A 25,576-nucleotide genomic window follows, 5' to 3' on the forward strand; every position below is an offset into this window, starting at 1 on the left:
TTATTTTAATGCTTGCCATTTGTTTTTAATTTTAGTATTATAAGAATATTCTAAAAATTAAAAAATGAAGAGTTTTTTCTGTGAAGGGAGAAAGGCATGAAAAGTAAACGTATAAAAGGACTTATCGGGTTAAGTTTAACAACGCTGTTAGTTTTAGCTGCTTGTGGTGGTGATGGGGGAGCTGGCGCCGAAAAAGCAAAGGGCGGATCAGAGAAAACTGCCGCTAAACAAGAATTTAAAGTAGTAGTTCAACAAGAAATGCCTTCTGCAGATTTATCTTTAGGAACAGATACAATTAGTTTTACGGCACTGAATAATGCGTATGAAGGAATTTATCGTTTAGATGATAAAAGCAAGCCGCAACCAGCAGGGGCTAAAGAAAAAGTGCAAGTCAGTGATGATGGTCTGACGTACACAGTGAAACTAAGAGAAGAAGCAAAATGGTCCAATGGTGATCCTGTCACAGCTGCCGATTATGTTTTTAGTTGGCAACGTACAGCAGATCCTCAGACTGGCGCTGAGTATGCTTATTTTCTAGAAATGATTGAAAACGGCGCAGATATTGTAGCTGGTAAGAAACCAGTTTCTGAATTAGGCATTAAAGCAAACGGAGATTACGAGCTAGAAATTAAACTGGCAAAACCAACACCATATTTTGATTATTTACTGGCCTTTCCACTATTTTTCCCGCAACATCAAGCAACCGTAGAGAAATATGGCAAAGATTACGCTGCTTCCAGTGAAAAAGCAGTCTATAATGGTCCGTTTGTCTTAGCTAACTTTGAAGGGGCTGGTTCAGATACCAATTGGACTTTGGAAAAAAATGAAAACTATTGGGATAAAGACAATGTCAAATTAGATAAAATCAATTTTGATGTTGTCAAGGAGGCGCCAACTGCCTTGAACTTATTCCAAGATGGTCAAGCAGACGATGTTATTTTAAGTGGCGAATTGGCCCAGCAAATGGCGAAGGATCCAGAATTGGTTATCGAAAAAGAAGCACGAACCAGCTATTTGGAATTTAATCAGCGAGATAAAAATTCACCGTATAATAATGTGAATTTACGCAAAGCAATTTCAGCAGCGATTGATCGCAACGCATTAGTAGATAAAATTTTAGGCGACGGCTCAGTAGTCGCTACCGGCTTAATTCCAGAAGGGATGTCGTATTCGCCGACAGATGACACAGATTTTGCTGATGAAAATAAAAAAATTGTTGAATATAGCCCAGAAAAAGCAAAAGAATATTGGGCAAAAGCGAAGAAAGAATTGGGCATAACAACACTCAAAATGGATATTGTTGCCGATGATGTCGATTCTACGAAAAAGTTAGCGGAATATATTCAAGGTACGTTAAAGGATACTTTAGAGGGCATTGATGTAACAGTGAGCCCAGTGCCGTTTTCAGTTCGAATTGATCGAGGTAGTCGCGGCGATTTTGAGACAATCTTAGGTGGTTGGGCTGCGGATTACGCAGATCCAAGTAGTTTCTTAGACCTTTTTGTTACTGGTAATAACTATAATCGCGGGCGTTTTTCAAGTAAAGCCTACGATGAGTTGATCGAGGCTTCAGCTACAAGAGATGCTTCAGATCCTGAAAAACGTTGGGAAGACATGGTTAAGGCTGAGAAGTTATTGATTGGTGAAGAGACCGCTTTAGCACCACTTTATCAAAAGGCGACTGCCCATCTACGCAGTAAAGAAGTGAAAGGCGTCGTTGCCCATGGTGCTGGCGCACAATATGATTATAAGTGGACATATGTGACAGAAGAGTAGTTAAAAAGAGACACAGAATAGTCAAATCGACTGTTCTGTGTCTCTTTTAATCAAAATATTTCTGCTGTTCTTCTTTTAATTTTTCTGGGGTTACATCTTCACCAGTAGGATCATAAATAGTGACGCCCATTAATGTTTTATTGAATTGTTCACGAATGGTCCGCAAATATTCTTGTCGCAAATCGACACGAAGAGCTTGTTCTTCAGATGTTAAACCTTGTTCACGCTCTTTTTGTGCAAGCGTATTAATTCTTTTTAAAACCTCTAACATTTCTCATTTCCTTTCTATAATAATTCTTTTGCTAGGCGTTCAAACGATTGAAAGCGCGTTTGTTTGTCATAACCTGGGGTGATTAGCATCGCTTCTGTCAACCCTAGTTCTTCTTGTTGGTGGAAAAACTCCGCAACTTCTTGGCTACTACCAATGACAAAGCGTTGTTTATTTTGTTCTAAAACCAGTTTGTCCATTTCACTGTAAGGGAAAGCTAGGGCTTCTTCTGGCGATAAAAATTTATTAGGAAGCCCGTGTTCGGTGGCAAAGATATAATGCTCGAAACTAGCCGCATGGTATTCTGCTTCTTCTTTCGTGTCGGCGGCGAAAGTGAAATACGCAGCGCTCACTTGAGGCTCTTGTTGTTCAGTTACTGGTCGGAAATGCTTGTAATATGCTGACAATACTTCTTTGGGCAAATGTCCATGAATAAACTGCGCAAAGGAAAAATTAATGCCATATTCACCAGCTGAACGTGCGCTTTCTTTACTAGCACCTAGTAACCAGGGTTGTGGTAATAGAACTTCCCGCGGAACAGCTGAAATTTTAGAATATAAATGATCTTCAGGAAATTCCTCTCTTAAAAAGAGTAAAATTTCAGGTAATTTATCAAATTGGTCTAGCTGTGGTGGCTGACCATTATTTAACGCCAACGTAGTTAAAGGGCTGCCGCCAGGCGAGCGGCCCATGCCTAAATCGATTCGATCAGGATATAAAGCTGCTAATGTTTTAAACGTTTCTGCGACTTTAAATGGCGCATAATGCATGGTCATGATGCCACCCGCGCCAACACGAATTTTTTCGGTGGCGCTAGCAATATGTGCAACTAAAATTTCTGGCGTTGCACTGGCAAAGGCGTCTGAACCGTGATGTTCGGCATACCAAATTCTTGTGTAGCCAAGTTTTTCCGCTAATTGAGCGAGCTCTTTGGCTTCTTGTAATGTGTCGCTTGCTGATTGATTTTTAGGAACCGTTAATTGATCTAAGATACTTAATTTCATGTATGTAGTCTCCTTTTTGGTTATTTTTTTGAAGCTACCGCTATTATCACGCAAGCATGTCAAAAAAAACAGTACGCACTTTTTAATTCCCTAGTGAGCGAAAAGTAACAAATAGATGTAGCCAAGATCGATGATAAAAAATTCTCCGCTATGGCTTTTTGATGCTTTGTGTTAAAATGGAACATATGTACGCAATCAGCAATTGGAAAGGTGACAACATGTACGAATATATTATTGGAAAAGTAACGTTTGTTAGCCCATACTATATTGTCGTTGAAACAAATGGCATTGGCTATCAGATTTCAGTCGATAACCCGTATCGCTATTCAGGAAAAATGGATACGGATATTAAACTATATCTTCACCAAGTCGTGCGGGAAGATGCACAGCTATTATTTGGTTTTGGCAGTTTAGAAGAAAAACAATTGTTCTTAAAATTAATCAGTGTCTCTGGAATTGGACCTAAAAGTGGCTTAGCTATCATGGCTTCTGTGGCTGATCATGGTGGTTTAATCAATGCAATTGAAGGGGAAGATGTTACATATTTAACGAAGTTCCCAGGTGTTGGCAAGAAAACAGCCCAACAAATGATTTTAGATTTAAAAGGAAAACTAGGCGAATTAGAGTCTTCCGAAGCAGCGGTGGCGGCCATGACCGCAACCGAAGTAGTGACAACAAGCAATCAAGCATTGGCAGAAGCGTTAGAAGCATTAAGTGCCCTAGGCTACAGTGACCGAGAGATTAAGCGTATCACTAAGCAATTGGAAGCGTTAGGTGAGACAACGACAGATGTTTATTTGAGCAATGCGTTAAAATTCATGATGAAACGCTAAGGAGGAATAACGATGACAGAAGAAGAACGGTTGCTTTCAGCTGCAAGTCAAGAAGCAGAAGCTTCAATTGAAAAATCGTTACGTCCACAATTTTTAGCACAATATATTGGTCAAGACAAAGTAAAACAAGAACTAACGATTTATATTGAAGCGGCGAAAAATCGGAATGAAGCGTTGGATCATACCCTTCTTTATGGTCCGCCAGGTTTAGGGAAAACGACAATGGCGATGGTCATCGCCAATGAAATGAATGTGAACATTCGTACCACAAGTGGACCAGCCATCGAACGGGCGGGAGATTTAGTCGCTATTTTGAACGAATTAGAGCCTGGTGATGTGTTATTTATCGATGAAATTCATCGTTTGCCGCGAGTTGTGGAAGAAATGCTGTATTCCGCAATGGAAGATTTTTACATTGATATCATGGTCGGTCAAGGAACCACGGCACATCCCGTTCATTTTCCATTACCGCCTTTTACTTTAGTGGGCGCTACCACACGGGCAGGGATGCTTTCAGCGCCATTACGAGATCGTTTTGGGATTATTTCTCACATGGAGTATTATCAAGAGCAGGATTTAAAAGAAATCGTTCTTCGTTCCGCGGATATTTTTCAAACGGAGATTTTTGAGGAAGGTGCCTTTGAAATTGCGCGCCGCTCAAGAGGAACCCCCCGAATTGCTAATCGTTTGTTAAAACGTGTCCGTGATTTTGCCCAAGTCCAATCAGATGGCAAAATCGACCGAGCGATTGCAGACAAAGCGTTAACCTTACTGCAAGTGGACCATCAAGGCTTGGATTATGTCGATCAAAAATTGTTGAAAACAATGATTGATTTATACGGTGGCGGTCCGGTTGGTTTAAGTACCTTGTCTGTAAACATCGGTGAAGAAACCGAAACGGTGGAAGATATGTATGAACCCTATCTTATTCAAAAAGGTTTCATTAAACGAACACCGCGAGGACGAATTGCAACGCCATTTGCGTATGCACATTTTGGGTATGATTATTTAGAGGGTCGTAAAAATTAAAAATAAGTCAAAAGAAAGCAAGCCTTAACCGCTTGCTTTCTTTTGTTTCACGTGAAACGTTTGTTCTTATTTAGAAGAGTGGCATATTTCAGCTGTTGTAGTTATACTGTGTTTGTAATCGCTTTTAAATTGGAGGGATCAATGTTGAATAAAGAAATCAAAGGGGCATTAATTGTTTCTTGCCAAGCGTTGGCAGACGAACCGTTGCATAGTTCTTTTATCATGTCCAAGATGGCTTTGGCCGCTAAACAAGGAGGGGCTAAAGGTATTCGAGCAAATTCTGTGGTAGACATTCGAGCAATCCGGAAAGAGGTTGATTTACCAATCATTGGGATTATTAAACGAGATTATCCTGACGCAGAAGTATATATTACCGCAACTATGCGTGAGATAGATGAATTAATGGCTGTTCAGCCAGAAATTATCGCTCTCGATGCAACCCATTCAAAACGACCAAATGGCGAAACGTTAGCCACATTTTTCAAAAGAATAAAAGAAAAGTATCCTAACCAAGAATGGATGGCGGATTGTTCCACACTGGAAGAGATGATTGAAGCGGCGGAGTTAGGTTTTGATTATATTGGCACAACGTTAGTCGGCTATACGCCGCAAAGTGAAAATCAGCGGATTGAACAAAATGATTTTGAACTGTTAAGAGAAGCAAAGAAGCATTTTACTACACCAATTATTGCAGAAGGAATGATTGATACGCCAGCAAAAGTCCAACGTGTTCTGGAGCTAGGTGCTTATAGCGTGGTGGTGGGATCTGTTATTACACGACCGCAAAAAATTACTGAAAAATTTGTGGAAGCTACGAAAATAAAACAGAATCAAGCATAAACTAAATACACTATCGATACACTCGTTATTTTTTGATCAATACACTTCGATACGGTCGCTTTTTTTCTAGAGAAAGTTGAATCTTTCAATAATAAAAAGGGATACACTCCGTTTGGCATAGTCCTTGCTGATAATAAATCAGTGTATAAAGCGCTATCATTTTTATAGGAGGGGTTTTATGAAGGGTTTATCAAAAAAGAAACGGGTGTCTACTTGGTTAGCGTTAGGAATCACCGTAGTCAGCTGTTTTGCGTTAAGCGGGGAAGTGCAAGCAAGTGTTGAAAGAACAAAAGTTGATGAATTTGCAAATGTTTTAGATGTGAGTGCATCACCAACCGAACGGACGAATGGCGTATACGATACCAATTATTTTAATAATTTTTCTGATTTAGGTGCATGGCATGGCTACTATTTACCTGAAAAAAGCAATAAAGAGCTACTGGGTGGTTTTGCGGGGCCATTGATTATTGCGGAAGAATATCCAGTAAACTTGGCGGCAAGTTTAAACAAATTAACGGTCAAAAATAAAAAAACGGGAGAAACCTATGATTTAAGCCAAAGCAATCGCATGGACCTGTCTTATTATCCTGGGCGCCTAGAGCAAATCTATGAATTAGACGATCTAACGATTCATTTAGCTTTAATTTTTGTCAGCAATCGAACGGCGCTTATCCAAACGACACTTGAAAACACTGGTGAAGAGCCCTTGTCACTTGAAGCAAGCTGGACAGGTGCGGTCTTTGATAAAATTCAAGAGGGAACGGAAACCTTAGATATTGGAACTCGTTTAACTGCTAAAGACAATGACATTCAAGTGAATTTTGGTGAAGTCAGAGAAACGTGGAATTATTTTGCTACGAAAGACACAAAATATACGATTCATCATGCGGATAAAGTTTCAACAAAAATTGATAATCGGAATTATACAGCAACCGCTGAACCAATTGAATTGAAGCCTAAACAAACGTACAACACCTATACGACAGAAAGCTATACTTTTACAAAAGAAGAAGAGGCAAAGGAACAACAACAAGCACCCGAATATACCAAAAATGCGGCGCGCTATTTCAAAGAGAACAAGCAAAGATGGCAAGGATATCTAGATAAAACGTTTGATCAAAAGAAAACAGCAGAATTTCCTGAATATCAAAATGCGCTAGTCAAATCGATTGAAACGATTAATACCAATTGGCGAAGTGCGGCAGGTGCCTTTAAGCATGACGGGATTGTTCCGTCCATGTCTTATAAATGGTTTATTGGTATGTGGGCTTGGGATTCGTGGAAAGCGGATGTAGCAACGGCTGATTTTAATCCTGAGTTAGCTAAAAATAATATGCGGGCCTTGTTTGATTATCAAATTCAAAAAGATGATACCGTACGTCCACAAGATGCAGGAGCGATCATTGATGCTGTCTTTTACAATCAAGACAGTGCGCGTGGTGGTGAAGGTGGCAACTGGAATGAACGAAATTCTAAACCACCATTGGCTGCATGGGCAGTTTGGCATATTTATCAAGAAACCAAAGATAAGGAATTTTTAAAAGAAATGTATCCCAAACTTGTGGCTTATCATAATTGGTGGTATACCAACAGAGACCACAATAAAAATGGGATAGCAGAATATGGAAGCATGGTCAGTGATGCTCACTGGCAAAAAGACGACAAGGATCAAATCATTAAAGATAAAAATGGCCAACCTAAAGTGGACGATGATGCTGTTATTGAAGCAGCCGCGTGGGAAAGTGGCATGGATAACGCTACACGGTTTGACAAAGAAGGTGTGGGCAAAGGCGACGTTGGAGTTAAAGTTTTTGAAAACAAAAATAAAGGAAAAGTAGTGGGGTATTCGATTAATCAAGAATCAGTGGATTTGAATGCGTATCTCTACGCTGAAAAGGGCTATTTAGCTTCGATAGCAGAAGAACTAGGCAAAAAAGAGGACTATAAGAACTATCAAAAAGAAGCGAAGAAACTAAAAAAATATATTCAAGAAAATATGTTTGATGAAAAAACGGGCTTCTTCTATGACTTACAAATAAATGAAGACGGCTCGAAAACAAAATTGTTAGTCAATCGTGGCAAAGGAACAGAAGGCTGGTTGCCGCTCTGGGCAAAAGTAGCGACCAAAGAACAGGCGGCGGCAGTTAAGAAAAACATGATGAATCAAGAAATGTTCAATACCTTTATGCCATTCCCAACAGCATCCAAAGACAATGAAAAATTTGCTGCAACGAAATATTGGCGGGGACCAGTTTGGCTTGATCAAGCCTTGTTTGGCGTAGAAGCTCTTCAAAACTATGACTATACAAAAGAAGCAAAAGAAATGACACAAAAACTCTTCTTACATGCTGAAGGATTGATGGGAGAAGGCCCTATTCATGAAAATTATGATCCACTGACAGGGAAGGGCCTAAGTACGAAAAACTTTAGTTGGTCAGCGGCAGCGTACTATTTACTGTATAAAAACACCTTATTAAGTAATAACCCCACAACGCAAACCGCTTTTGAGATAAAATAGAAAAACAGCTCTTGAGAAAATATCTCTCAAGAGCTGTTTTTTTCTTCACTTGCTACAATCTGTTTCCCTCTGATTCAATTAAATGTAATTTATTTGTTTAAATAAATATATTTCAAATAATTAAATAAAATATCTGAAAATAAACTGTATGTACTTTTATTAAAAATGTTATTTAATAAAAATGAAATAGATATTAAATGGAATTGATTGTACAATGGTTAATGAAGAGTGGGTTTAACGGAACCGAGTAATAAGAAATAAACTAATATTGAAACCAAACATTGCGACACCTCCTACTCTAAGTTATATTGAATTTCATTATAAGACAGATATCTTAGTTTCTTCAAGAACGAATTAGAAAAGTTTTTTTTAATTTGTTGACGTCTAACAATTATAATGTGCGAAAAAATAATTCAAACAAATATATTATTCGACTATTTGATAATATTAAAGTTCGTAGAAATAATTTTTTAGAAAATAGCATATTTTAGTTAATAAAAAAATAATACTTAATATTAACTTATTAATAGAAAGGAGCATATTATGGATGTGTTAGAGGCATTAAAGTATTTTAGAAAAAAGAAAAAAATTGCTCAGAAAGATGTTTTACCAAAAAAAGGGAAACAAACCTATCGAAGAATCGAAATTGGTGAAGCCAAGCTAAGTTACGAGGATTTAATGACAGCATTACAGTCACTTGGGATTACCTTTAATGAATTTTTTCATATGGTCTCTGAAACAAGAAGTACGGCTTCATCTAAAATTATGCATCAAATTGAATGTTGTCAAATGGGGTTGAACAATACAAGTGAAAAAAAGAACCTGATTCATTACTTTTATCAATTAGAGCGCAATCCCCACAAAAACGCAGTAGAGATGTCTATTTATACAGATATTAAGCTAACTTTCAGTAATGATTGGGAGGAAATTCCAGAATTTGATGAAACTGATCGAATAGCAATTCTCGCACTTATCTCTAGCAAAAGCTACTATACATATTACGATTATCAAATGGTGACTAATACAGGGGCGTTATTTTCTGAAAACGAAGTCCTTCAAATTCTTGAGCAGATGTTTCCCGTCAAAGATGCTGAATTACGTGATACCCAAACACTAAATGTTGCCTATGGTTTTTACCTAAATATCATTACTGGGGAACTTTATAAGAAAAATTATGCGAAAGCCCGGGAGTATTTAGCGTTGATGAGTGTTACCACGATTCCTGCCGAAATCTACTATATTCATTTTAACTTACGTTATTTAAAAAATCTTACGTATTATCTGTACACTGGCAAAATGAGATATTATAAAGAAGTAATCACCGTTATTGATATGATTGAAAGTTTTGGGGATGCACGTTTGGCGGAAGGCATGAAAAAAGAAATGCTTCAGCTGACGGCTGGTCGGACATTTAATTTAGATTATGGACAATTTCCTGTGAATATTGTCACTGAAAAATAAAAAGCACCCCCCGCAAGGTCAAACTTGCGGGGGGTGCTGATGTTAAACAATAATGTTATCTCTAATCATATCTAAATCTTTAATCAAAATTTTGCGGTTACGTAGTTCAATTGCCCCTAACTCTTTTAGTTGCTGCATCATCCGGTTAACGCTACTAGCAGAAGTTATCCCACAAAAATGCGCAATTTCTTCATTGGTCACCACGAAATCAATTAAAATACCTTCCTCTGTTTCTACGCCAAATGAATCGTACATTTCATAGATTTGTGTACAAACGGCCCCAAATTTGCCATTCATCAACATTTGCTGCATCTTTTTCATGGAATGCATTAAACGGTCCCGATAGTATTCTTTGACATACATTTGCAAGTCTTTACTATTATTGATATCCCGCCAAAATTGAACACGGTCGATTTGGTAAAGTTCTGCTTGTGGAGATTCGATGCGAATATTAAAAGGTGCATCAATAAATTCTGAATATTCATCACGTAGCAATGAAACAATTTCCAAATTGTTGATATAACGTAAATTAAATTCACGACCGTCTTTGGAAATAACGCTAGTTTTGATGATGCCACTTTTTAAAATATAGGCATAACGATCTTGCAGTCCTTCATAAGTTAAATAATTTTTCTTCTTTTTTACAACGACTCGAAAGGAATGTTCATCTAAGTAGTCTTGTAAAACATTTCTCATTGGCGGTAACTCCTCAATTATCTCTAAATATTTTTGTTTTTGCCTGTTGGGCTTCTTTCTTATTTAAGCGAATTGGACATCATATGTCAATAACAAATGTTGATAAAAAAGGTCAATTAAACGCTATTTTGAAAAATAAAATCAGCTTTTAGATAATTTTGCCAAAAATTTCGCTTAATGAGTATTAAAAATATTTTTTTTATTTTATGTGCTCAAATATTTTTCAAAAAGAAAAAATTGTATTAAGGTAATAGTAGAAAGGGAGGAGATTTAATGACAGAACCAAACTTAAAAGACCCAAGAAAGTTATTTTATAGTGATGGATTTCCGCAACAAGATCAAGAAACTCCCGCATTACAGGACAAAATGGTCCCTAAACCAGATTGTGGGGAAGACAGCTATGTCGGAAATCACAAATTAGAAAATCGTCGGGTATTAATTACAGGCGGTGATTCTGGGATTGGACGAGCGGCGGCGATTGCTTTTGCTCGCGAAGGCGCAGATATCGCCTTACATTTTTTCCCAGGTGAAGAAAAAGACGCCGAAGAAGTGGCGCACTATATACGAGAAGCTGGCCGAAAAGTCGTTCTTTTGCCAGCAGATTTAAGAGATAAACAGGCACCTGAAGAATTGGTTGCACAAGCTCATGAAGCATTAGGCGGCTTGGATACCCTTGTTTTAAATGCAGCCCAACAAATTTCCTGTGTTGCTATTGAAGAATTGCCAATGGAACAAGTGATAGACACTTTCCATGTCAATATTATTGCGATGTTTGGCATTGTCAAAGCAGCAGTGCCTCACTTGCCTACCGGAAGTAGCATTGTGACAACGACTTCCGTCCAAGCCTTTAATCCCAGTGAGCATTTGTTGGATTATGCAGCAACGAAGGCATCAATTGCCAACTTTACCGTTGGTTTAGCAAAACAACTGGCACCAAAAGGCATTCGGGTAAATGGCGTGGCTCCAGGACCAATCTGGACACCGTTACAGTTAGATCATGGACAACCAATTGAAGAGTTGCCAGAATTTGGGCAACATTCTTTACTGGAACGTGCGGGTCAGCCTGCTGAATTAGCCCCTGTTTATGTTTTCTTGGCGTCCAATGATGCAAGTTATGTTACGGCTCAAGTTTATGGCGTAACTGGTGGAGAAGCAATTAATCTTTAGGAGGGATGTTCCGTGAATAAAGTTGTTAAAATACTTTTGCTTCTAGGTTCACTGATTTTAATGGCATTATTTGGCGCGGTGGCCATCACCACTTGGTCAGCCGATACAGCTTGGCAACCACCAGATAATGTCCAATGGTTCTTGCAAGACAACGAGTACGCACGTCAAGCAATCTTTTGGGTAGCGCTGGTTTTACTAGGAATTATGCTCTTTCTATTTTTATTCATTCTTTTATTCCCAAGAAGAAAAGGCACGTTTGAATTAAAAGAAGAGCAAGGAAAGTTAGTGTTACACCGTAAAGCAATCGAAGGATTTGTACGCTCTAGCTTGCAAGACAGTGACTTTCTGGAAGCACCAACCATTCGTGTAAAGGCGACAAAACGACGCATTAAGGTCAATGTTAAAGGCACACTGAAACGAACGGCAGATTTAATTGGACAAACAGAAGCTTGGTCAAAAACAATGGAAGAACGGCTTGCTCGTTTGGTGGGAACTGGTCACAAGATTACGATTGATGTTCATTTTGAAGATATTCAATCAATGAAACGACCACAACAACAGCAAACACAAGCACGTGTGGAGTAGGAGGGATGTACAATGGTTGAATGGATAAAACAATATGCCGTTCCGTTAATTGGTGGCCTAGTCGGCTTGGTTTTTGCAATCTTGTTTCTGTCAATCGGCTTCTTTAAAACATTGTTAGTAGTACTCCTGACAGGACTAGGTATTTGGCTAGGTTTGTATTTGGAACAGACAGGCATTGTCAAAAATTATTTTCATCATAAATAGGAGGTTTTGGCTATGGAAAATGCAAATGTATCGATTGTTAAAGGTGAGTTGACGTTTGAGGATAAAGTAATCCAAAAAATTATTGGCATTGCTTTGGAAGAAGTCGACGGTTTGTTAACTGTGGACGGCGGTTTTTTCTCGAATTTACGAGATAAAATGATTAACAGTGAAGATGTTACAACAGGCATTCACACCGAGGTCGGCAAAAAACAAGTCGCAGTGGATATGGACATTGTAGCCGAATACGGGAAAGATATCGAGACCATTTATGATCAAATGAAAGAGGTTATTACTCGCGAAGTCCAACAAATGACTCACTTGGAAGTAATCGAAGTCAATGTCAACGTAGTAGATATCAAAACACAAGCAGAGTACCAAGAAGAAAGTGAAACGGTCCAAGATAAACTTGGCAACGCCGCTGAAGCGACAGGTAGTTTTATGTCAAAACAAACCAACAAAGCCAAACATGCGGTAACTAAAGGCAAGACAAAAGTCAAAGAAAACACGGTACCTCGTGTTCAATAATGGGTTATTATTTTATTAAAAATAAAGCAATAATAGAAGAAACTAGGAGGAATGAACCATGAGTAACGAAAAATTCAATAATGTACCAAAACCAGCAGGAAACGGACCACACACACCAGAAGATCATGCAATCAAAGGTGAATTAACATTTGAAGATAAAGTCGTTCAAAAAATTATCGGTTTAGCCTTAGAAAATGTCGATGGTCTATTAACAGTCGATGGCGGCTTTTTCTCAAATATTGCTGAAAAATTAGTAAACACAGATAACGTCACAGCGGGTATTGATACCGAAGTTGGTAAAAAACAAGTCGCTGTTGATATGGATATCGTGGTAGAATACGGCAAAGATATTCAAGACATTTACGAAAAAATGAAAGAATTAATCAGCCGTGAAGTGAAAAAAATGACCCACTTAGATGTGATTGAAGTGAATGTTAACGTAGTTGATATCAAATCAAAAGAAGAATACGAAGAAGATAGCGAAACGGTTCAAGATAAAGTCACAGGCGCTGCCAAAAGTACCGGTGAATTTGCTTCTGAACAAACAGAAAAAGCAAAAAAAGCTGTGAATAAAGGAACAGAACAAGTCAAAGAAAATATGGAACCACGTGTAGAATAAACGGTTAAAGGGAGGAAACAATCATGGGCTTTATTTGGGCATTAATTGTCGGTGGTGTCATTGGGGCAATCGCTGGAGCAATTACTAAAAAAGGATCATCGATGGGCATTATTGCCAATATCATTGCAGGGTTAGTTGGTTCAACAATTGGTCAAGCCATTTTAGGCACATGGGGACCAAGCTTAGCTGGGATGGCTATTGTGCCATCGATTATCGGGGCAGTGATTTTAGTTGCCATCGTTTCATGGATTTTAGGACGAAAATAGAGAAAGTTTAAAAAAATAGGGCATAAGTCGTTTCGACTTATGCCCTATTTTTCTTTTTCTATGTATGAGGAAGTTTCGTATGAAAAGTAAATTTTGAGCAATTAGCCAAGAGCTTATTTTAATTAAAATCATTAGTCATTTTGGCTTTTCAACAAAAATCAACAACATTTGTTGAAGTTATTTGTAGATAACGTTTATCATTCACAAATTTACATTTTTTTGTAACGGATATCTCGTATAGTAATAACTGCAAATGAATTTCAGAAAATTTTTTGATAAGTCATCAAAGTGAGGGGATAGCGGTCTTTTATTGAAAAATAGCAACACAAAATAAACAGAACAAAAGAGAGAGGAATTCAAAGAATTATGACAGAACAAACACCAACAAAGCTTTTGAATAAAGGCTTTATCAGTATTACAGTGATTAATTTCATTGTCTATCTTGTTTATTATTTATTAATGGTTATTATTGCGGTGATTGCGCAAGATAGCTTACACGCTACTTTAGGTCAAGCGGGTTTGGCCTCAGGAATTTACATCATCGGGACATTGCTTGCACGACTTTTCATGGGGAAACTCCTTGAACTGATTGGGCGCAAACAAGTCTTACGTTATGGGGCTTTGTTTTATCTTTTAACGACTGTTGCGTATATGTATATGCCAAGTATGGGCATTCTTTATCTGGTCCGTTTTTTAAATGGGTTTGGTTACGGAACCGTTTCGACAGCGACCAACGCAATTGTTACCGCCTATATCCCTAAAAACAAAAAAGGGGAAGGGATCAATTATTATGGTTTGAGTACTAGTTTAGCAGCCGGCATTGGGCCATTTATTGGGATGTTATTGTTAAATGTTTCCAACTTCCATGTCATTATTAACTTTTCAATTATTTTAATTTTGTTAACAACCATTGCTTGCTTCATTTTCCCAGTGAAAAATATTGAGTTAACACCTGAACATCGTGAAGCTTTATCTAAATGGAATTTTGATAGTTTTGTTGAAAAGAAAGTTTTATTTATTACATTTATCGCCTTTTTAATGGGTCTTGCTTATTCAAGTGTCTTATCTTTCTTATCTTCTTATGTCAAAGTAATCGATTTAGTTGACGTCAGCACCTTCTTCTTTATCGTCTATGCGGTCGTGATTACCTTAACACGTCCATCGACAGGTCGGATTTTCGATGTCAAGGGTGAACGCTACGTCATGTATCCGAGCTACATTTTCTTAACACTAGGCTTATTCTTATTAAGTATGACTACGTCTGGTTGGATGTTATTAGTCTCAGGTGGGTTAATTGGCTTAGGTTATGGTACCTTCATGTCAAATGGCCAAGCGGTTTGTCTTCAAGAAAGCCCAAGTCCTCACCGTATCGGGATTGCTTTATCGACTTATTTCATCGGTTTAGACCTTGGATTAGGGGTTGGTCCGTACGTTTTAGGTGAATTACGTAACTTTATGTCATTCCAACAAATGTACTTCTTAGCAGGCTGTATCCCAATCGTTTGTACTATTTTATATATGGTCTTCCACAAAGCTAAAAATGATGCCAAAGATTTGTCTCTTGAAACGATTGAAGAGATTGAACACGGCTCAGAACTATAAATGGACAAGGAGTGATTTCAATGCCTAACGATGAACGGATTTTAAACGTTTTACAACAAACACTAACGGAAATTCAACGCATGAACACGCGTTTAGCTAAAATTGAAACAGAGTTAGCCGATGTCGATCAACATCACGCGACTTTGGATCATTACTTGCAAGAGCTAGAATTGGTGACAGAAAATAACAACGTCATGTAAAGTGAGTAGTTAGTAAATGAATGTTCTACGTTTCGGTATCACTAGAGTGGAACATTGAAAGTTTTCGTAAAAAACGCCAAAAGGTAGCAGTTTTTCTGCTACCTTTTGGCGTTTTTTGTAATTTTTATCACTTAAAATGTTTCACGTGAAAACTTTTAAAAGTGGCGTGGACTTTGTTTGGTGACAATTTGTGTATTTAAATTTTCTAAGCTTTGCGCTAGTTCACCAATGCTAGCAGAAAAATCAACATAATAAGTGGGAACCGTTGATTTGACACTAACTTCTGAAAAGATATCTGTAATAATTACATCGAAAGGCTTTTCTGGTGAAGCGACAAAAATTAATTTTTTATCCACGGCTTTACTTAGCTTTTCATAAAGGGTATCTAAAATTAAATTACTTTGATTGGTCCTTACTAAGACACGAATCGGTGGTAAAGATTTCGTTTTCAATGTACAAAAAAGAATAAACAAGCAGTCAACTAACAATTTTTCATTGCCAATCAATGTCGGAAGCATTTCAATTGTAAGGCGCTTCACATCTTTGTAGAGACTTGGATTTTTTTGAAGTGCTTCTTTTAAAAAGCTTTCTTGCACAAATGGATTGGCAATCGTGACAAAGGTCTTAAAAAAGACACTTAAATTTTGGATAGAAGTATATAGATAAAGATACTCGTGAAATGTCAATTTAATTTGATAAAAAGACGTTAGTTGATAAATGATCTCTTTAATGGGTGAGCCTAATAGCTGGACCATATGCATCCGTGCTGCTGGAATTTCCAAGACATCTTGTGTGGCGTAGCTGACACTAATCGTCAATAAGAAAAAGGCAAAAAGGCCTTCTTTTTGTATAAATTTTGTTGGAACTTGGTGTAAGGCTTCTTCTTTAAAAAACAATTCAAATTCACTCAGATTAACAAAGGGATTAACAATCGCTTCTTCCTCCACGAAAGTTTCTTTGATAAAAAAGCCCTCTTTCCAACGCGCTAAAATCACAGCAGAAAAAATTAAGTCTTTTGTAAAATCTTGTGTTGTATTGAAAGAAACAGAGTGTTTTAAACGTCGAAAGAGACTATGGACTTCTTTTTTAGTAATCGTGTGCAACGGCCAATCGCCTTCAGAGTAATTGTTCCAAAAAAGCATCATAAAGAAAATCCGGATATCTTTTTCTTTGCCCACCAACACATTGGTACGTTTTAAATTGATTTCAATCTGATATTTTTGGAGCCATTGGTTTAATTGTCCAATTTTTCGCGTAAAGGTTGATGAAGAAATTTCTAGGACTTTTTCAAAATGTTTGCTATCAATTGCATTATGGTTAAAGGCATAGGTCAGTACTTGATACGCGAAACTTTTTTTGACAAAGTAGGGCATCAAAAACGACAGTTGGAAATAGGGTGCAAACCAAAATGTGATTTCTTTGGCATTTGCCGACAAAGAAAATAAGTTCTCCCAGCCGTTTTTTTCAATTTCTGTTTGGAGCAAAGCTACAGATTGTAGAATGGTATTTTGTTGCATTTTTAATTGAGTCGCTAAAGTAGAAATCGCCAATGTTTGTTCTTCTGCTTCACGACGTTCGAGTAACTCTTCTAAAAGAGCAAAACTTTTACGATAAGGTACATCAAGTAATCCTGTTAACATCCGATTCCCTCCAAACTGTTTTCCCCACGTAATTTGGCAAAATAAATTTTGCGAACTACTTGTTTTAGGTTATAGTATTCGTCTAAATAAGGAACGGGATGCCAATAAAAAGTTTTACTGGCGTGAAAAAGCGGATTATTTTTGTCAGTAATGACTAAGTCAGGCACTTCTTGAATATGATTAACAAATTTCAAAGGAACATCGCAATAATTATTGATTTCCTTCGCTAACCAATTTTCTTGTATCTGATTAATAGATGAATGAAGTAAAATTTTAACAGGAATTTGTTTATTTAATAAAACGCTCCGAATAATTAAAAAAATGGTTTCTTTAAATAACGCATCTAGTGGATGTTGTTTGTCAAAAGGCAAACGCTTTAAGAAATAGTTGGTTGTTCGTGAAACATTTGGGTATTGTTTTTCATACAAAGAGACATTAGCAACCTCATAGCTCAATTCCTCTTCCACAGGGAAATGAATCAGTCGTTCACTGGCATTGGATAAATTAACCAACAAAAAGACCACTTCTATTGCGCTTAAATCCAACTGTAATTGCGTACATTTTTCAAAAATCCAAGTAGCGTGTGGACTGTTATCCATTCCCATGATCGCTAAGTTGGCAAAGTTGATGGTTTCCATTTGGACCAGAGAGTACATCGTTAATGTGCTGAAGAAATCATAATAAAAATGAATCTCAGCTTGCCAAGTGTCAGGCTCTTTTTGTTCATCAATAAAACAATCATTCACTAATAGTTGGAATTCTGAATAAGGAAAGGCCAAATTAATAGCAGCAACTTCTGGATAATTGGTGATTGTAAAACCGGATTGATAACGGAGTAAACCTATGGACATAATTAATTTTAATTTGCGTAAATCAGTATATGTAAAGTAAGGGTAACGGTTTTTGATGATTTCAATGAAGTTCTGCAATTGTGCTTGATTAGTCTTAGATAGAAATGGTACTAGAGAAGTTCCTGAAATGAAGAATAAGGAATAAAAGAAACTGCGAAAATCTTTCTCGTTACCACAAATTTTTTCTCGTCTTTTTAAGTTTAAATAACAATTAAATCTAGCTAGATGATTATTTAAACGGTCACTGACTTGTTTAAAAATAGAAAAGTTAATAAAGTGCTCTTCACAAAAATCTTTGGCTGATGTGTAGCGTTTTAAAAGTAAATCCAGGGCTAACATATAGGTTAGTGACCCGCGGACAACAGCTTCTTTCATTAACTCAATCGGGATATTTTCATCGGCAACTAATTCTATGGACTGTTGATTATTAATGATGCGAATATGTACATTTTCATGTGTATTGACTCGAGAAATTAACAAAGTTAATTGATTCAATAAATTGTTGATATTGTAATGGGAAAATTCATATTTTCGCCGAAGTACTTGCATGGGGACTTTTTCTTTACTGTCATACAAGTATTCAATTAGGGAAAGTAACTGAATTTCCTGTTTGGTTAATAAGTTATACATAATAACCACCTTTCTAATTGGTTATGATTGTTTGATTTTTCAGATAATACAGATAGGGCATTCTTTTCTAAATGACATTTGACAATTGCCAGTGAAAGAACTAGTTGTTCTTATGCTACTGTATCTATTCTTAAAAATCAAGAAGAACTGAATGTGTCAAATGGAAGAAAACATGGACAAAAAATGATAGAGCAAAAAATTATTAAGAAAAACAACCAGTTTATATAAAACATTTAAATAACAAAAATGATAATTTGAGTCTATTGATTTTTTAGCTTAAATAGCTTATACAAATAGGCTTTTTTGTCTGGTTAGTTCTTATGAAAAAAATTAAAAAAAACGGTATAGTGGAAGAAGGAATAGTAAAAATAAGAAAGGATAAGGACGTGTTTTCATAAAGATGAAAAGGGTTTCTGGGATTTCATCAACTTTTTCTATTTGGAGGAGAAGTTGTTGATAATTTTTGCTGAAAAATCTCGTTATACTCTTCTTATTCTTATAGAAGAGTCTATAGGAAAAAGCAGAAAATGAATCCGCATTCGAAGTAAGAGTGCGTTTTGAGGAGATAAAAAGAAAAGGTGTGTTGGCTGTCTGTTTTAGCAAGGAAGAAAGACAACAGAAGAGCACTCACTTATTTGGTTTAAAATAAAAAATTGGTACGAAGTGAACGTTCTCTTCTATGTGTCGTTAGTAGAGGAAGGATGAAAGAAATGAGAAAGAATGGTCCAATGGTAAACCGTTGGCTCTACGGGTTGATGTGTTTGTTACTTGTTCTAAATTATGGCACACCACTCATGGCTTTGGCGGAAGATGTTAACAGCGATGGCCAGTTAACGTTAGGAGAAGTGAAGCAAACCAGCCAACAAGAAATGACCTTAGCGCTTCAAGGAAAAGCACAACCAGTAACACAAGAGGTTGTAGTGCATTATAGTGCCAATGTGTCAATCAAAGCTGCACATTGGGCAGCGCCCAATAATACGCGCAAGATTCAAGTGGATGACCAGAAGAAACAGATTCAAATTGAATTGAATCAGCAAGCGTTAGCAGATACGTTAGTCTTAACGTTGAACCCTACAGCTACAGAAGATGTGACGTTTTCTTATGGACAACAGCAACGAGCGTTGACGTTAAATACTGGTACTGATCCGACAGAATCAACGGCAATCACGAGTTCGCCAGCCGCATCAGCGAATGAAGGTTCAACAGAAGAAGCATCTACAAACTCCTCTGTTCCTCGTTCGTCCGAAGAAACTGTCGCCAGCACGACAAAAGCGATAGAAAGTAAAACAACCGAGTCTACGACTGTCAAACCGCGCGTAGCAGGACCAACAGATATCAGTGACTATTTTACAGGTGATGAAACAACGATTATCGATAATTTTGAAGATCCGATTTATTTAAATCCTGATGGCACACCAGCAACACCGCCGTATAAAGAAGATGTGACCATTCATTGGAACTTTAACTGGTCGATTCCAGAAGATGTGCGAGAACAAATGAAAGCAGGCGATTACTTCGAGTTTCAATTACCTGGCAATTTGAAACCTAATAAACCAGGTTCAGGTGATTTAGTTGATGCAGAAGGAAATGTCTATGGAACCTACACAATTAGTGAAGATGGTACGGTTCGTTTTACCTTTAATGAGCGAATCACGTCTGAAAGTGACATTCACGGGGACTTTTCTTTAGATACTCATTTGAATGATTCAGATGGGCGGGGCCCAGGAGATTGGTTGATTGATATTCCTACACAAGAAGATTTGCCGCCTGTAGTGATTCCAATTGTCCCAGATACCGAACAACAAATTGATAAACAAGGCCATTTTGATCGAACGCCCAATCCTAGTGCGATTACTTGGACGGTAGATATCAATCAAGCGATGAAAGATCAAACAAATCCAACTGTGACGGAAACATGGCCAACAGGGAATACCTTTAAGTCCGTGAAAGTCTATGAGTTAGTGATGAATCTTGATGGAACAATTAAAGAAGTGGGTCGCGAACTTAGTCCAGATGAATATACCGTTGATAAAAATGGCAATGTGACGATTAAAGGTGACACCAACAAAGCGTATCGTCTTGAGTACCAAACGACGATTGACGAGGCGGTTATTCCAGATGGCGGCGGCGATGTGCCTTTTAAAAATCACGCGACGTTAACAAGTGATAATAATCCAAATGGGTTAGATGCTGAAGCAACTGTTACCGCCACATATGGCAAAATGTTAGACAAGCGCAATATAGATTACGACGAAGCCAATTAAGAATTCACTTGGGAAATTAACTACAACTATGGTGAACAAACCATTCCAAAAGACCAAGCAGTCATTACAGACACAATGGGCGATAATTTAACGTTTGAACCAGATTCTTTACATTTATATTCAGTGACATTTGATGACAAAGGAAATGAAGTCGTTGGAGCAGAACTTGTGGAAGGAAAAGATTACAAAGTGGTAATCAACGGAGACGGTTCCTTTGCAATTGACTTTTTACATGATGTGAATGGCGCAGTCAAGATTGATTATAAAACCAAAGTTGATGGAATTGTCGAAGGCGATGTTGCCGTGAATAATCGTGTGGATGTCGGCACTGGTCAGCATTCAGAAGGTGATGGCACAGCCAGTCAACAAAATATTATTAAAAACACTGGTGCAGTTGATTATCAAAATTCAACGATTGGTTGGACGTTAGCTGTGAATCAAAATAATTATTTGATGGAAAATGCCGTGATTACGGACACATACGAACCAGTTCCTGGCTTAACCATGGTACCCAATTCGTTGGTTGTTAAAGATACAACCACTGGTGCTCAGTTGACGTTAGGTAAAGATTACATGGTAGAAATAACTCGTAATGCAGAAGGTGAAACAGGCTTTAAGTTAAGTTTCATGGGGGCGTATGCCAAAACAAGTGATGCCTTTTACGTAACCTATACTACCTTTTTCGATGTTACCGAGTTAGATGCTAACAATCCTGCATTGGACCATTACCGAAATACCGCTGCCATTGATTGGATGGATGAAGCAGGAAACAATCATCACTCAGAGGATAATAAACCGTTTAAACCTTTACCTGCTTTTGATTTAAATGCGCAAAAAAGCGGTGTTTACAATGCCGTCACCAAAGAAATCACTTGGACGATTGCGGTGAATTTAAGTAATAACCGTTTAGTCGACGCCTTTTTGACGGATCCAATTTTAGCCAATCAAACCTATTTGGCTGGGAGCTTGAAAGTCTATGAAGGCAATACAAAACCAGATGGTTCGGTTGAAAAAGTGAAGCCAACGCAACCGTTGACGGATATCACAATGGAAGAACCAAGCGAGAAAAACCAAAATACTTGGCGTGTTGATTTTCCTAATGATAGTCGTACGTATGTGATTGAATTTAAGACGTCTGTTGATGAAAAAGTTATCGAAGGTTCGGCTAGCTATGACAATACCGCATCTTATACAAACCAAGGTTCTTCACGTGATGTGACAGGAAAAGTTTCCATTCAACATGGTGGCGAATCAGTGAAAAAAGGTGGCGAATACCACAAAGATGATCCAGATCATGTGTACTGGCATGTAATGATCAATGGCGCCCAATCGGTTTTAGACGATGTGGTTATTACTGATACACCCTCACCAAACCAAGTGTTAGATCCCGAGTCATTGGTGATTTACGGTACCAACGTAAAAGAAGACGGAACGATTACGCCAGATAAATCTGTTATTTTAGAAGAAGGAAAAGATTACACACTGGAAGTTACCACCGATAATGAAACAGGACAACAAAAAATTGTCGTTAAAATGGCCCATATTGAAGCACCTTATTATATGGAATATCGTAGTTTAGTGACTTCTTCAGCGGCGGGGAGTACAGACACGGTATCCAACCAAGTGTCAATTACTGGAAATGGTTCAGAAGTCGTTCATGGGGATGACAATGGCGATGTGGTCGTTGACATTGATCACAGTGGCGGGCATGCCACAGGGACTAAAGGCAAAATTCAGCTGAAGAAAACAGCCATGGATGGGACGACTATTTTAGCAGGCGCCCATTTCCAAATTTGGGACCAAGCTAAAACACAAGTCCTACGTGAAGGTACAGTAGACGCCACTGGGGTTATCACATTTGGTGGGTTGCCGCAAGGGCAATACATTTTGGTGGAGACAAAAGCACCAGAAGGCTATACAGTTTCGGACGAATTAGCTAAAGGCCGAGTCATTACTATTGATGAAGAAACTTCAGCCGAAGGAGCACAACCAACCATTATTAAAAACGATGTCAATAAAGTATTTTTAGAAAAAATGGATGAGAAGGGTAAAAAGTTAGTCAATGCTCGCTTTAAATTAGAGCATGCCGTAACCACGCCGTTTACTCATTGGGAAGAAGTTCCCCTTGCGCCGGATCGAACCAACGCGAATGGCCAGTTAGAGGTGGATAGTTTAAAACCAGGGCTTTATCAGTTCACAGAAATCGAAGCACCGACAGGCTATCTTTTAGACACGACACCCAAACGATTCATTGTGACACAAAACACGAGCGGACAAATTCGTGATGTTCATGTTAAAATGCTTAATTACCAAGGTTCTGCTGAACTAATTAAAAAAGACCAAGCAGGCAATCCATTAGCAGGTGCTGAATTTTCAGTCCTTGATACCACAGGACAAGCGGTTCGAGAACACTTAGTTTCGGATGCAAACGGAAAAGTCACAGTGACGGATTTAGCCCCAGGCAAATATCAATTTGTGGAAACCAAAGCGCCAGCAGGGTACCTTTTAAACACTGAACCAAGTGCTTTCACGATTGCAGCAAGCGATCGGGGCAAACCAGCAACAGTTATAGCAACGGCTAACTTTGTTAACTATCAAGGCGCAGCTAAATTAATCAAAAAAGATGTGAATGGACACTTATTAAGTGGTGCGACATTTAAAGTACTTGACGCGAAGGGACAAACGATTCAAACAGGCTTGACGACAAATAATCAAGGGGAAATTGTTGCAGAGCACTTAGCCCCAGGTAAATATCGCTTTGTAGAAACCAAAGCGCCAACAGGCTATTTATTAAATACCACGCCAGTCCCATTTGAAATTGCTGAGAAAAATGCTGGTAAACCAGCGGTCGTTGTTGCTAGTGACAACTTTGTGAATTACAAAGGGGCTTTCCAAATCGTGAAAACGAATAGCGCAGACCAACCATTAGCAGGTGCTGTTTTTGAACTATATGATCACAATAAACAATCATTAGGGATTACAGCAACGAGTGGCAAAGATGGCAAAATTATCTTTAGAGACTTGGCGCCAGGTACCTATTATTATAAAGAAATCAAAGCACCAAAATTACCAGATGGCGCAGATTATATTATTTATCCTGAATTAGTAAAAGTAGAAATTCGTGGTGATTTCAAAGGCGATCCGGAGATCTTCCAATTAGGGGCCTTCGCCAATTTCAAAGGACGCGCCGTCTTTAAGAAAATTGATGCCAATGCGAACCCACTTCCAGGAACGATTTTTAAATTGTATCGAATCGAAAACGGGGAAAAAATCTTTGAAAGAGAAGTAACTGCTGAAAAAGATGGTTCATTGGCTATGGAGGATTTAGGCGCTGGTAGTTATGAATTAGATGAAATGGATGCAACGGATGGCTATATCGTCAATAAACAACCCATTTATTTTGTAGTGAAGAAGAATTCAAATGATAAACAACCACTAGATGAGTTAGAGTTTGTAAATTATCAAGCGGAAGTAACGGGACGTAAAGTCAATGAGCAAGGTCAAACCTTAGCGGGTGCAGTTTTTGCAATTTACAACGCCGATGAGCAGAATCAGCCACAAGGTTCACCAATAACATTCTTGAATCGTGCAGGAGAGAAAGTTTCTGAAATAACAACGGACAAGACTGGCGAAATTTACGCTAAAGGTCTGAATGAAGGGCATTACGTTTTAGTGGAAACGAAAGCACCAACAGGCTATCTGTTAGACACAACGCCACATCCATTTGATGTAACCGCCCAATTAGGAAAAGAGCAGCCAATTGCTTTAGGCGATCTTATCAATTATCAAGGAACTGCTCAATTAACCAAAGAAAACGAAACAGGTGAAGCATTGGCAGGTGCGGTGTTTAAGATCATTGATGAAACAGGGCAAACTGTAGCTGGACAAACCAATCTGATGTCTGACAAGCAAGGCAAAGTCATTGCGAAAAACTTAGCACCGGGAACGTATCGTTTTGTGGAGACACAAGCGCCAACTGGCTATCTTCTTAATGAAACGCCAAGCGCAAGCTTTACGATTGCGAAAGACAACCAAGGCAAACCAGCCACTGTGGTACTTAAAGCACCTTTTATTAATTACCAAGGTGCTGCCAAGCTGGTGAAAATTGACCAGCAAAAGAATGCCTTAGCAGGTGCTGAATTTAAAGTGACAGATGCAGAGACAGGGCAAACTGTCGCTCGTTCATTACGTTCTGACAACCAAGGGTTAGTTCAAGTGAACCACTTACAACCAGGAAAATATACCTTTGTGGAAACAAAAGCACCGGATGGTTACCAACTGTCTAAGCAAGCTGTCGCATTCACTATTGCGGCAACAGCGAAAGACAAACCTGAACTCGTGGATGCGGGCACGTTTGTTAACGAGAAACAACCTGTATCCAAAAAAACAAAACCAAATCAGCCAACAACGAAACAAGCAGCTAGAGAGACAGGTTGGCTTGGTTTACCGAAAACCAACACACAAGTCAATTACTTCTTTGTCTTTATCGGCCTCCTGTTGGTCGGTTTGGCAAGTTGGCTCTTCTATAAAAAGAGCAAGAAATAAGCAAAAACTATAAAAAAACAGGCCATCCGTCCTTTCGACGGATGGCCTATTTT

The 25,576-nt window shown here is 38.1% G+C and carries 19 protein-coding genes and 1 pseudogene; 15 read left to right on the forward strand and 5 right to left on the reverse strand.

Annotated elements, in window-relative coordinates:
• Positions 1–96: 96 nt before the first annotated feature.
• Positions 97–1,776 (forward strand): peptide ABC transporter substrate-binding protein, encoded by a 1,680-nt coding sequence (locus IGL42_RS00275; protein ID WP_002356069.1) that lies wholly within the window; start codon positions 97–99, stop codon positions 1,774–1,776.
• Between the two features lie 46 nt (positions 1,777–1,822).
• Here the strand turns inward: IGL42_RS00275 and IGL42_RS00280 are convergent, their stop codons facing one another.
• Both IGL42_RS00280 and IGL42_RS00285 read right to left on the reverse strand, forming a co-directional pair.
• A complete protein-coding gene (locus IGL42_RS00280; RefSeq protein WP_002356070.1) occupies positions 1,823–2,047 on the reverse strand; it encodes a DUF896 domain-containing protein in 225 nt (74 codons plus the stop codon).
• 14 nt (positions 2,048–2,061) lie between these two features.
• Positions 2,062–3,048: an LLM class flavin-dependent oxidoreductase gene (locus IGL42_RS00285; protein WP_002356071.1), complete on the reverse strand. Its 987-nt coding sequence runs from the start codon at positions 3,046–3,048 to the stop codon at positions 2,062–2,064.
• A gap of 218 nt (positions 3,049–3,266) precedes the next feature.
• Between IGL42_RS00285 and ruvA the strand changes: the two genes are divergently transcribed.
• From ruvA to IGL42_RS00310, 5 genes are all read left to right on the forward strand, one after another.
• Positions 3,267–3,881 carry a Holliday junction branch migration protein RuvA gene (ruvA, locus tag IGL42_RS00290; RefSeq protein ID WP_002361491.1) on the forward strand — a complete coding sequence of 205 codons (615 nt, stop codon included), beginning with the start codon at positions 3,267–3,269 and terminating at the stop codon, positions 3,879–3,881.
• A 12-nt stretch (positions 3,882–3,893) separates the two neighbouring features.
• Positions 3,894–4,910: a Holliday junction branch migration DNA helicase RuvB gene (ruvB, locus tag IGL42_RS00295; RefSeq protein WP_002381340.1), complete on the forward strand. Its 1,017-nt coding sequence runs from the start codon at positions 3,894–3,896 to the stop codon at positions 4,908–4,910.
• Between the two features lie 141 nt (positions 4,911–5,051).
• A complete protein-coding gene (locus IGL42_RS00300) occupies positions 5,052–5,750 on the forward strand; it encodes an N-acetylmannosamine-6-phosphate 2-epimerase (RefSeq protein ID WP_002364575.1) in 699 nt (232 codons plus the stop codon).
• 178 nt (positions 5,751–5,928) lie between these two features.
• Positions 5,929–8,268: an alpha-glucosidase gene (gene ygjK, locus IGL42_RS00305; protein WP_002401632.1), complete on the forward strand. Its 2,340-nt coding sequence runs from the start codon at positions 5,929–5,931 to the stop codon at positions 8,266–8,268.
• Between the two features lie 543 nt (positions 8,269–8,811).
• Positions 8,812–9,729: a helix-turn-helix domain-containing protein gene (locus IGL42_RS00310; protein ID WP_010710962.1), complete on the forward strand. Its 918-nt coding sequence runs from the start codon at positions 8,812–8,814 to the stop codon at positions 9,727–9,729.
• A 42-nt stretch (positions 9,730–9,771) separates the two neighbouring features.
• Here the strand turns inward: IGL42_RS00310 and IGL42_RS00315 are convergent, their stop codons facing one another.
• Positions 9,772–10,425, reverse strand: a complete 654-nt coding sequence (locus IGL42_RS00315; protein ID WP_002356081.1) for a Crp/Fnr family transcriptional regulator — start codon at positions 10,423–10,425, stop codon at positions 9,772–9,774.
• A gap of 273 nt (positions 10,426–10,698) precedes the next feature.
• On the opposite strand from IGL42_RS00315, the gene IGL42_RS00320 reads away from it, so the two are divergent.
• The 8 genes from IGL42_RS00320 (at position 10,699) to IGL42_RS00355 (ending at position 15,593) form a co-directional block, all read left to right on the forward strand.
• A complete protein-coding gene (locus IGL42_RS00320) occupies positions 10,699–11,592 on the forward strand; it encodes an SDR family oxidoreductase (RefSeq protein ID WP_002396759.1) in 894 nt (297 codons plus the stop codon).
• A 12-nt stretch (positions 11,593–11,604) separates the two neighbouring features.
• A complete protein-coding gene (amaP, locus tag IGL42_RS00325; RefSeq protein WP_002381343.1) occupies positions 11,605–12,177 on the forward strand; it encodes an alkaline shock response membrane anchor protein AmaP in 573 nt (190 codons plus the stop codon).
• A 12-nt stretch (positions 12,178–12,189) separates the two neighbouring features.
• Positions 12,190–12,381: a DUF2273 domain-containing protein gene (locus tag IGL42_RS00330; protein WP_002356087.1), complete on the forward strand. Its 192-nt coding sequence runs from the start codon at positions 12,190–12,192 to the stop codon at positions 12,379–12,381.
• Positions 12,382–12,393: 12 nt separating this feature from the next.
• Complete coding sequence (locus tag IGL42_RS00335; RefSeq protein WP_002396760.1) at positions 12,394–12,906, forward strand: Asp23/Gls24 family envelope stress response protein; 513 nt, start codon at positions 12,394–12,396, stop codon at positions 12,904–12,906.
• A 58-nt stretch (positions 12,907–12,964) separates the two neighbouring features.
• Positions 12,965–13,525 (forward strand): Asp23/Gls24 family envelope stress response protein, encoded by a 561-nt coding sequence (locus IGL42_RS00340; RefSeq protein ID WP_002356090.1) that lies wholly within the window; start codon positions 12,965–12,967, stop codon positions 13,523–13,525.
• A 23-nt stretch (positions 13,526–13,548) separates the two neighbouring features.
• Complete coding sequence (locus tag IGL42_RS00345) at positions 13,549–13,791, forward strand: GlsB/YeaQ/YmgE family stress response membrane protein (protein ID WP_002356092.1); 243 nt, start codon at positions 13,549–13,551, stop codon at positions 13,789–13,791.
• A gap of 366 nt (positions 13,792–14,157) precedes the next feature.
• Positions 14,158–15,393: an MFS transporter gene (locus IGL42_RS00350; RefSeq protein ID WP_002356101.1), complete on the forward strand. Its 1,236-nt coding sequence runs from the start codon at positions 14,158–14,160 to the stop codon at positions 15,391–15,393.
• Positions 15,394–15,413: 20 nt separating this feature from the next.
• Positions 15,414–15,593 carry a hypothetical protein gene (locus IGL42_RS00355; protein ID WP_002381345.1) on the forward strand — a complete coding sequence of 60 codons (180 nt, stop codon included), beginning with the start codon at positions 15,414–15,416 and terminating at the stop codon, positions 15,591–15,593.
• Between the two features lie 155 nt (positions 15,594–15,748).
• Here IGL42_RS00355 and IGL42_RS00360 read toward each other — a convergent pair whose 3' ends face one another.
• Positions 15,749–17,233: a helix-turn-helix domain-containing protein gene (locus IGL42_RS00360; protein ID WP_002359246.1), complete on the reverse strand. Its 1,485-nt coding sequence runs from the start codon at positions 17,231–17,233 to the stop codon at positions 15,749–15,751.
• The gene (locus IGL42_RS00365) at positions 17,227–18,714 is read right to left on the reverse strand and encodes a helix-turn-helix domain-containing protein (RefSeq protein ID WP_002381348.1); all 1,488 of its coding nucleotides are present in this window, start codon (positions 18,712–18,714) and stop codon (positions 17,227–17,229) included. The genes IGL42_RS00360 and IGL42_RS00365 overlap by 7 nt, the downstream gene beginning before the upstream one ends.
• Before the next feature lie 710 nt (positions 18,715–19,424).
• On the opposite strand from IGL42_RS00365, the pseudogene fss1 reads away from it, so the two are divergent.
• Positions 19,425–25,523 (forward strand): annotated as a pseudogene (gene fss1 / locus IGL42_RS00370) (fibrinogen-binding MSCRAMM adhesin Fss1).
• Positions 25,524–25,576 lie beyond the last annotated feature (53 nt).

It is taken from the genome of Enterococcus sp. DIV0712 (assembly GCF_050554855.1).
Lineage (GTDB): Bacteria > Bacillota > Bacilli > Lactobacillales > Enterococcaceae > Enterococcus > Enterococcus faecalis.